This is a genomic window from Thalassospira profundimaris, from assembly GCF_003326795.1.
In the GTDB taxonomy this organism is placed as follows: domain Bacteria; phylum Pseudomonadota; class Alphaproteobacteria; order Rhodospirillales; family Thalassospiraceae; genus Thalassospira; species Thalassospira profundimaris_C.
Window position 1 is genome coordinate 195,429 of sequence record NZ_JPWI01000009.1, and the last position, 6,826, is coordinate 202,254.

The following is a 6,826-nucleotide window of genomic DNA, read 5'->3' on the forward strand; positions in this document are numbered from 1 at the left end:
TCCTCCTTACCAGCTCGACTTCACCATGCCCGGAATCTGACCACGCGAAGCAAGTTCACGAAGGGCGATACGGGACAGGCGGAATTTGCGATAGACACCGCGCGGACGACCGGATACCTGGCAGCGAATACGCTGACGGATACGAGCCGAGTTACGCGGCAGCTGGGCGAGTTTCATCACAGCCACGATACGGTCCTCAGGGGACGTCTCGCGGTTTGCGATAACCGCTTTAAGAGCGGCACGCTTGGCAGCAAACTGCTTTGCCAGGCGTTCACGTTTGAGTTCACGCTCTACTGAGCTTTTCTTGGCCATGGGCCAACCTCCGTTAGTTTCCGAACGGAAGATCAAAACCCTTAAGAAGGGCAAGAGCTTCGGCGTCGGACTTAGCCGTGGTACAAATGATGATATCCATCCCGCGAACAGAGTCGACTTTGTCGTACTCTACCTCAGGAAAGACGAACTGTTCCTTCAAGCCCATGGCAAAGTTGCCACGACCATCGAAGGATTTTTTGTTCAGGCCGCGGAAGTCACGAACGCGCGGAAGCGCGATGGTGACCAAGCGGTCCAGGAACTCAAACATACGGTCGCGACGCAGGGTCACTTTACAACCGATGTTCATACCTTCACGAAGTTTGAAAGCCGCTACCGACTTTTTCGCTTTGGTGAAGATAGGCTTCTGACCGGTGATTGCAGCGAGATCCGCAGCAGCACCTTCCAGCTTTTTGCGATCCTGGGTGGCGTCGCCGACACCCATGTTGATCACGATCTTTTCGAGGCGCGGAATCTCCATGGTGTTCTCATAGGAGAACTCCTTCTGGAGTGCATCACGCACCACTTCTTTGTAATGTTCGCGCAGGCGCGTCATTTTTCCGTCCCTCAGTTGTCGATGACTTCGCCGCTGAGCTTCGCGAAGCGAACCTTGCGACCGTCATCAAGGGTCTTGAAACCGACGCGGGTCGGCTTGTTTTCTTTCGGATCGACAATCGCGATGTTGGAAACAGCAATTTTTGCTTCCTTCTCGACGATGCCGCCAGCATCAGCACCGGTCGGGCGCTGGTGACGTTTCACCAGGTTGATGCCCGAAACCAGAACTTTATTCTCGGACGGGAAAGCGGCGAGAACCTCGCCGGTCTTCCCTTTGTCTTTACCCGTCAGAACAATGACGCGGTCGCCCTTTTTAATCTTGGCAGCCATTACAGCACCTCCGGAGCGAGCGAAATGATCTTCATGTAACCTTTAGAACGAAGTTCACGGGTTACCGGGCCAAAAATACGCGTGCCGATCGGCTCGCCGTTCGCATTAATGAGAACGGCAGCGTTACGGTCAAAGCGGATCGCCGAGCCATCGGCACGACGAATTTCCTTTGCGGTGCGAACGATGACAGCTTTGTGAACTGCACCCTTCTTTACGCGACCGCGCGGAATGGCTTCCTTGACGGAAACCACGATAACATCACCAACATGAGCGGTTTTGCGCTTCGAGCCGCCCAGCACCTTGATGCACTGGACGCGGCGAGCGCCGCTGTTGTCGGCAACGTCCAGATTGGACTGCATCTGGATCATGGGTTTACCCCTTGACTATGATTGGGCTGAGGACTCACTCCTCGACCACTACTTCCCAAGACTTCAACTTCGAGATCGGCTTGCATTCGCGAATGCGAACAACGTCACCCGTTTTGAAGCGGTTCTCTTCATCGTGCGCGTGGAATTTCTTCGACTTACGCACGTACTTTTTATACAGCGGGTGCATGACCTGGCGTTCCACACGGACCACCACGGTCTTGTCGTTTTTGGTCGAAACGACTGTCCCCTGCAATACACGCCTCGGCATGTGTGTTTACTCCTCTGCGTGTCCAGTTTAGGCCGCGGTCGCACCCTTCTCGTTACCGAGAAGGGTTTTGATGCGGGCAATATCACGACGGACCTGACGGACCCGCGCAGTGTTCTCAAACTGACCGGAAGCCTGCTGGAATCGCATGTTGAACGATTCTTTACGCAGGTCCAGCAGCAGCTGTTTCAGTTCGTCAGCGCTTTTAGCGCGGAGATCAGCAACTTTCATCACTAATTACTCCCCTTCACCAAGACGAGTGACAAACTTGGTCTTGATCGGCAATTTTGCCGCTGCCAGCTCGAAAGCACGGCGTGCAAGATCCAACGGAACACCGTCGAGTTCAAACATGATCCGACCCGGTTTAACGCGTGCCGACCAGTATTCAATCGAGCCTTTACCTTTACCCTGACGGACTTCGGCAGGCTTCTGCGAGACCGGGAGATCCGGGAAAACGCGAATCCACACACGACCCTGACGGCGGATGTGGCGGGTGATCGCGCGGCGAGCCGCTTCGATCTGACGCGCCGTTATACGCTCAGGCTCCAAGGCTTTCAAGCCATAAGCACCGAAATTAAGATCCGTACCACCTTTGGCCTCACCTTTAAGGCGGCCTTTGAAGGCTTTACGGAACTTTGTACGTTTCGGAGAAAGCATATCTGTATCTCCTTACTTACGGTTGGTACCAGCCGACTCGAGAGCTTTACGCTCTGAAGCCAACGGATCGTGTGCCATGATTTCGCCCTTGAAGATCCAGACCTTCAGACCGCAAACACCATAGGTGGTGTGTGCTTCCGAAGTGCCGTAATCAACGTCCGCACGCAGAGTGTGCAGCGGAACGCGACCTTCACGGTACCATTCGGTACGGGCGATTTCAGCGCCACCAAGACGACCAGCAGCATTGATACGAATGCCACCAGCACCGAGACGCATTGCGTTCTGAACCGAGCGCTTCATAGCGCGACGGAACGAAACACGGCGCTCAAGCTGCTGGGCGATGTTATCAGCGACCAGCTTGGCATCGATTTCCGGCTTGCGGATTTCGATGATGTTAACCTGCACTTCGGCATTCGCCAGTTTCTGCAGATCGTTCTTGAGCTTCTCGATGTCCTGGCCTTTTTTCCCGATCACAACGCCCGGACGAGCGGTGTGGATCGAGATGCGGGCTTTTTTCGCCGGACGTTCGATAATCACCTTCGCTACACCAGCCTGCTTGAGGCGGTCGAAGATGTATTTACGGATCGCAAGGTCTTCATGAAGAAGACCTGCGAAATCGGCCTTGTTGGCGTACCAGCGGGAATCCCAGGTACGGTTAATCCCAACGCGCAGACCGATCGGATTTACTTTCTGACCCATTACTCGGTCTCCTCACGTTCGCAAACGACGATGCGCATGTTGGAGAACGGCTTAATGATCTTGCCGACGCGACCGCGTGCACGGGCGCGCCAACGTTTCATCACGAAGGCCTTACCAACAGATGCCTCTTTAACGTAGAGACGGTCGACATCGAGCTGATGGTTGTTCTCGGCATTAGCAATTGCCGATTCCAGCAGCTTTTTGACGTCCTGCGAAATACGTTTATTGGAGAAGGTCAGTTCTGCCAAAGCAGCTTCTGCCTTCAAACCACGGATCGACTCGGCGACGAGGTTGAGCTTACGCGGGGAAATGCGTACTGCCCGGAGCGAAGCCGCAGCCTCGTTATCCGCCAGCCGACGGATGTCAGCTTTCTTACCCATCGTTACTTCCTCTTCGCCTTTTTGTCGGCCGCGTGACCATAATAGGTACGGGTCGGCGAGAATTCACCGAACTTGTGACCAATCATGTCTTCGGTCACCAGCACCGGCAAGAATTTCTGGCCATTGTAAACCCCAAAGGTGAGGCCTACGAATTGCGGCAGAATCGTCGACCGCCGCGACCAGGTCTTAATTACCTCATTCCGGCCTGAGGCACGGACAGTATCGGCTTTCTTAAGAAGGTATCCGTCAACAAACGGACCCTTCCAAACGGAACGCGCCATAGTCTAGCCTCCTCCGTTAGCTCTTGTGACGACGGCGCATGATGAGCGCGTCGGTCTTTTTGTTCGAGCGGGTACGTTTGCCCTTGGTAGGCTTGCCCCACGGCGTAACCGGGTGACGACCACCCGAAGTACGACCTTCACCACCACCATGCGGGTGATCGATCGGGTTCATGGCAACACCACGAACCGAAGGACGCTTGCCGAGCCAGCGATTACGGCCGGCTTTACCAAGGTTAGTGTTCTGATGGTCCGGGTTGGACACGGCACCGATGGTAGCCATGCATTCACCACGAACCAAACGTACCTCACCGGAGGACAGCTTAAGCTGGGCGTAACCCTGGTCCTTACCAACGAGCTGCACGTATGCACCTGCTGAACGTGCGATCTGACCACCTTTACCGGCTTTCAGTTCGACGTTATGGACAATGGTACCGACCGGAATGTTCTTCAGCGGTGCGGCGTTACCCGGCTTGATGTCTACGCGTTCAGCGGCAACAACGTTGTCGCCGACAGCGAGACGCTGCGGTGCGAGGATGTAGGCCAGCTCGTCGTCGGAATAGCGAACCAGTGCGATAAACGCGGTACGGTTCGGATCATATTCCAAACGCTCGACGGTACCGACGACGTCAAACTTGGTACGTTTGAAGTCGATGAGACGGTAACGACGTTTGTGACCACCACCAATACGACGGGCGGTGATACGACCAGTGTTGTTACGGCCACCTTTCTTGCGAAGACCTTCGGTCAACGCTTTGATCGGCTTGCCCTTGTGGAGATCGGAACGATCCACGAGAACCAGCTGACGGCGACCAGGAGAGGTTGGTTTAAACTTCTTCAAAGCCATTGTCTTAGATTCCCGTAGTCACGTCGATGGACTGACCCTCTTCGAGGGTAACCATCGCTTTCTTGAAATCACTCCGACGACCGGAAACACCGCGAAAACGCTTGGTTTTTCCTTTTACCACAGAGGTATTGACCGCCTTGACCTTCACCCCGAACAGACCTTCCACAGCAGCCTTGATTTCCGGCTTGGTGGCGTCGATCGCAACTTTGAACGCAACTGCGTTGTGTTCAGAAATCAGCGTCGACTTTTCAGTGATATGCGGGGCGCGGATGACTTCGTACATCCGCTCTTTGCTGATGATCGTCATTTGAGACGTGCCTCCAACGCTTCGACCGCACCCTTGGTCAGCACCAGGGTGTCACGGCGCAGGATGTCATAGACGTTAGCACCGATCTCCGGGAGCACGTCAATCTGCGGGATGTTGCGCGCTGCGCGTGCAAAACCTTCGTTGACCTGCGCACCATCGATGATCAGTGCAGATTTCCAGCCGAGTTTACCGAAAACTGCGACCAGATTCTTGGTTTTGGCGTCCGAGAATTCCGCGTTATCAAGAACGATAAGCTTACCGTCCTTTGCTTTAGCCGACAGAGCGGTTTTAAGCGCGAGTTTACGGAACTTCTTGGTCAGATCGTGTGCGTGGTCGCGAACGCGCGGACCGTGCACGGTACCACCACCACGGAACTGTGCAGCCTTACGGGAACCGTGACGAGCACCGCCACTACCTTTCTGACGCACGAATTTTTTCGTGGTTGCGGAAACTTCCGACTTTTCCTTCACCTTGTGGGTCCCGGCGCGACGTTTTGCCAGCTGCCAGTTCACCATGCGGTGCAGGATGTCACGACGTACTTCCAGACCAAAGATCTCTTCTGCAAGATCGATGTTACCTGCCTTGGAAGCGTCAAGTTTAAGAATGTCGAGCTTCATGATGCTTATTCCTTATCCTCGGCGACAGCTTCTTCAGCAGCCGGGGCAGCACCTTTAAGCGCGGCCGGGAACGGAAGACCTTCCGGTGCAGCACGCTTCACAGCATCCTTAACAAGGACGTAGGCGCCCTTGTGACCCGGAACTGCACCGTGGATCAGGATCAGGCCTTTGTCGGCGTCAGAAGCGACAACCTTAAGGGACTGAACAGTCACACGAGCGGCACCGAGGTGACCAGCCATCTTCTTACCTTTGAAGACGCGGCCCGGATCCTGGCACTGACCGGTGGAACCATGCGAACGGTGCGAAACAGACACACCGTGCGACGCACGCAGACCACCGAAGTTATGACGCTTCATCGCACCGGCAAAACCTTTACCGATGGAAGTGCCGATAACGTCAACGTACTGGCCTTCTACGAAGTGAGCGGCAGAAAGTTCTGCACCAACTTCGATCAGGCCGTCTTCGCTAACGCGGAATTCAGCAAGTTTGGCTTTCGGCTCAACCTTGGCTTTGGCGAAGTGGCCACGCATCGGCTTGGATACGTTTTTCACTTTCGCTTTGCCATAACCAAGCTGAACAGCGACGTAGCCGTCGGTGTCGTTGGTACGGTTGGCGACAACCTGAAGATCTTCGACCTTCAGTACGGTTACAGGAAGGTGGGAACCATCGTCTTTGAAGACTCGGGTCATCCCTACCTTCTGGGTAATAAGTCCACTACGCATTGCGGCTTACTCCCGATTAAAGTTTGATCTCGACGTCGACGCCGGCAGCCAGATCGAGCTTCATAAGAGCATCGACGGTCTGTGGGGTCGGGTCGACAATGTCGAGAAGACGCTTGTGCGTACGGATTTCGAACTGCTCACGCGATTTCTTATCGATGTGCGGAGACCGCAGAACAGTGTATTTCTCAATGCGGGTCGGCAGCGGAATCGGGCCGCGGACCTCTGCGCCAGTGCGCTTCGCCGTATTGACGATCTCGCGCGTGGACTGATCCAGCACGCGATGGTCAAACGCCTTAAGGCGAATGCGAATGTTCTGACTATCCATGTAATTATGTACCGGAGCCCTCAAAAGGACACCGGCCCCTCAACTGGAGTTGACGATTGCCGCAAAAGTGTTGCGGGCGGCTTACATAGCCGCCCGCTTCACAAAGATCAAGAGAAAAAATTACTCGATGATCTTGGCAACAACGCCCGCGCCGACGGTACGACCGC

At 54.9% G+C, this 6,826-nt stretch carries 15 protein-coding genes; all 15 read right to left on the reverse strand.

The features are described from left to right. Nucleotides 1–6 precede the first annotated feature (6 nt). Genes rpsN through rpsJ form a run of 15 tightly spaced genes read right to left on the reverse strand, consistent with a single transcriptional unit; the run spans nucleotide 7 to nucleotide 6,659 of the window. Nucleotides 7–312, reverse strand: coding sequence for a 30S ribosomal protein S14 (gene rpsN / locus TH30_RS14800; RefSeq protein ID WP_114098867.1), 306 nt, complete (start codon nucleotides 310–312; stop codon nucleotides 7–9). Nucleotides 313–325: 13 nt separating this feature from the next. Further along, entirely contained in the window at nucleotides 326–865 is a 540-nt protein-coding gene (gene rplE, locus TH30_RS14805) for a 50S ribosomal protein L5 (RefSeq protein WP_114098868.1), read from the reverse strand. 11 nt (nucleotides 866–876) lie between these two features. Continuing rightward, the gene (rplX, locus tag TH30_RS14810) at nucleotides 877–1,194 is read right to left on the reverse strand and encodes a 50S ribosomal protein L24 (RefSeq protein ID WP_114098869.1); all 318 of its coding nucleotides are present in this window, start codon (nucleotides 1,192–1,194) and stop codon (nucleotides 877–879) included. Then, nucleotides 1,194–1,562, reverse strand: a complete 369-nt coding sequence (gene rplN / locus TH30_RS14815) for a 50S ribosomal protein L14 (protein ID WP_033067181.1) — start codon at nucleotides 1,560–1,562, stop codon at nucleotides 1,194–1,196. The genes rplX and rplN overlap by 1 nt, the downstream gene beginning before the upstream one ends. A gap of 34 nt (nucleotides 1,563–1,596) precedes the next feature. Continuing rightward, entirely contained in the window at nucleotides 1,597–1,830 is a 234-nt protein-coding gene (gene rpsQ / locus TH30_RS14820; RefSeq protein ID WP_008892183.1) for a 30S ribosomal protein S17, read from the reverse strand. A 27-nt stretch (nucleotides 1,831–1,857) separates the two neighbouring features. Further along, nucleotides 1,858–2,058 carry a 50S ribosomal protein L29 gene (gene rpmC / locus TH30_RS14825; RefSeq protein ID WP_114098870.1) on the reverse strand — a complete coding sequence of 67 codons (201 nt, stop codon included), beginning with the start codon at nucleotides 2,056–2,058 and terminating at the stop codon, nucleotides 1,858–1,860. Nucleotides 2,059–2,064: 6 nt separating this feature from the next. Then, on the reverse strand, nucleotides 2,065–2,484 hold the full coding sequence (gene rplP / locus TH30_RS14830) for a 50S ribosomal protein L16 (protein WP_114098871.1): 420 nt from the start codon (nucleotides 2,482–2,484) through the stop codon (nucleotides 2,065–2,067). A gap of 12 nt (nucleotides 2,485–2,496) precedes the next feature. Continuing rightward, nucleotides 2,497–3,183: a 30S ribosomal protein S3 gene (gene rpsC / locus TH30_RS14835; protein WP_114098872.1), complete on the reverse strand. Its 687-nt coding sequence runs from the start codon at nucleotides 3,181–3,183 to the stop codon at nucleotides 2,497–2,499. After that, complete coding sequence (rplV, locus tag TH30_RS14840; RefSeq protein WP_114098873.1) at nucleotides 3,183–3,563, reverse strand: 50S ribosomal protein L22; 381 nt, start codon at nucleotides 3,561–3,563, stop codon at nucleotides 3,183–3,185. The genes rpsC and rplV overlap by 1 nt, the downstream gene beginning before the upstream one ends. Nucleotides 3,564–3,565: 2 nt before the next feature. Then, the gene (rpsS, locus tag TH30_RS14845; protein WP_008892178.1) at nucleotides 3,566–3,844 is read right to left on the reverse strand and encodes a 30S ribosomal protein S19; all 279 of its coding nucleotides are present in this window, start codon (nucleotides 3,842–3,844) and stop codon (nucleotides 3,566–3,568) included. A 16-nt stretch (nucleotides 3,845–3,860) separates the two neighbouring features. Further along, on the reverse strand, nucleotides 3,861–4,688 hold the full coding sequence (gene rplB / locus TH30_RS14850) for a 50S ribosomal protein L2 (RefSeq protein WP_068518269.1): 828 nt from the start codon (nucleotides 4,686–4,688) through the stop codon (nucleotides 3,861–3,863). Between the two features lie 4 nt (nucleotides 4,689–4,692). After that, nucleotides 4,693–4,995 (reverse strand): 50S ribosomal protein L23, encoded by a 303-nt coding sequence (locus TH30_RS14855; RefSeq protein ID WP_068518270.1) that lies wholly within the window; start codon nucleotides 4,993–4,995, stop codon nucleotides 4,693–4,695. Then, nucleotides 4,992–5,612 (reverse strand): 50S ribosomal protein L4, encoded by a 621-nt coding sequence (rplD, locus tag TH30_RS14860; protein ID WP_114098874.1) that lies wholly within the window; start codon nucleotides 5,610–5,612, stop codon nucleotides 4,992–4,994. The genes TH30_RS14855 and rplD overlap by 4 nt, the downstream gene beginning before the upstream one ends. 5 nt (nucleotides 5,613–5,617) lie before the next feature. Next, complete coding sequence (gene rplC / locus TH30_RS14865) at nucleotides 5,618–6,334, reverse strand: 50S ribosomal protein L3 (protein WP_114098875.1); 717 nt, start codon at nucleotides 6,332–6,334, stop codon at nucleotides 5,618–5,620. Between the two features lie 16 nt (nucleotides 6,335–6,350). Continuing rightward, nucleotides 6,351–6,659, reverse strand: coding sequence for a 30S ribosomal protein S10 (gene rpsJ, locus TH30_RS14870; protein WP_007091508.1), 309 nt, complete (start codon nucleotides 6,657–6,659; stop codon nucleotides 6,351–6,353). Nucleotides 6,660–6,826 lie beyond the last annotated feature (167 nt).

What these genes read in the sequence shown, in the direction of transcription:
- rplX (WP_114098869.1), bottom strand. Translation starts at nt 1,194, where the DNA reads ATGGCTGCCAAGATTAAAAAGGGCGACCGCGTCATTGTTCTGACGGGT.
- rpsN (WP_114098867.1), bottom strand. Translation starts at nt 312, where the DNA reads ATGGCCAAGAAAAGCTCAGTAGAGCGTGAACTCAAACGTGAACGCCTG.
- rpsS (WP_008892178.1), bottom strand. Translation starts at nt 3,844, where the DNA reads ATGGCGCGTTCCGTTTGGAAGGGTCCGTTTGTTGACGGATACCTTCTT.
- rplD (WP_114098874.1), bottom strand. Translation starts at nt 5,612, where the DNA reads ATGAAGCTCGACATTCTTAAACTTGACGCTTCCAAGGCAGGTAACATC.
- rplE (WP_114098868.1), bottom strand. Translation starts at nt 865, where the DNA reads ATGACGCGCCTGCGCGAACATTACAAAGAAGTGGTGCGTGATGCACTC.
- rpsJ (WP_007091508.1), bottom strand. Translation starts at nt 6,659, where the DNA reads ATGGATAGTCAGAACATTCGCATTCGCCTTAAGGCGTTTGACCATCGC.
- rpsQ (WP_008892183.1), bottom strand. Translation starts at nt 1,830, where the DNA reads ATGCCGAGGCGTGTATTGCAGGGGACAGTCGTTTCGACCAAAAACGAC.
- rplV (WP_114098873.1), bottom strand. Translation starts at nt 3,563, where the DNA reads ATGGGTAAGAAAGCTGACATCCGTCGGCTGGCGGATAACGAGGCTGCG.
- rplP (WP_114098871.1), bottom strand. Translation starts at nt 2,484, where the DNA reads ATGCTTTCTCCGAAACGTACAAAGTTCCGTAAAGCCTTCAAAGGCCGC.
- TH30_RS14855 (WP_068518270.1), bottom strand. Translation starts at nt 4,995, where the DNA reads ATGACGATCATCAGCAAAGAGCGGATGTACGAAGTCATCCGCGCCCCG.
- rpmC (WP_114098870.1), bottom strand. Translation starts at nt 2,058, where the DNA reads ATGAAAGTTGCTGATCTCCGCGCTAAAAGCGCTGACGAACTGAAACAG.
- rplB (WP_068518269.1), bottom strand. Translation starts at nt 4,688, where the DNA reads ATGGCTTTGAAGAAGTTTAAACCAACCTCTCCTGGTCGCCGTCAGCTG.
- rpsC (WP_114098872.1), bottom strand. Translation starts at nt 3,183, where the DNA reads ATGGGTCAGAAAGTAAATCCGATCGGTCTGCGCGTTGGGATTAACCGT.
- rplC (WP_114098875.1), bottom strand. Translation starts at nt 6,334, where the DNA reads ATGCGTAGTGGACTTATTACCCAGAAGGTAGGGATGACCCGAGTCTTC.
- rplN (WP_033067181.1), bottom strand. Translation starts at nt 1,562, where the DNA reads ATGATCCAGATGCAGTCCAATCTGGACGTTGCCGACAACAGCGGCGCT.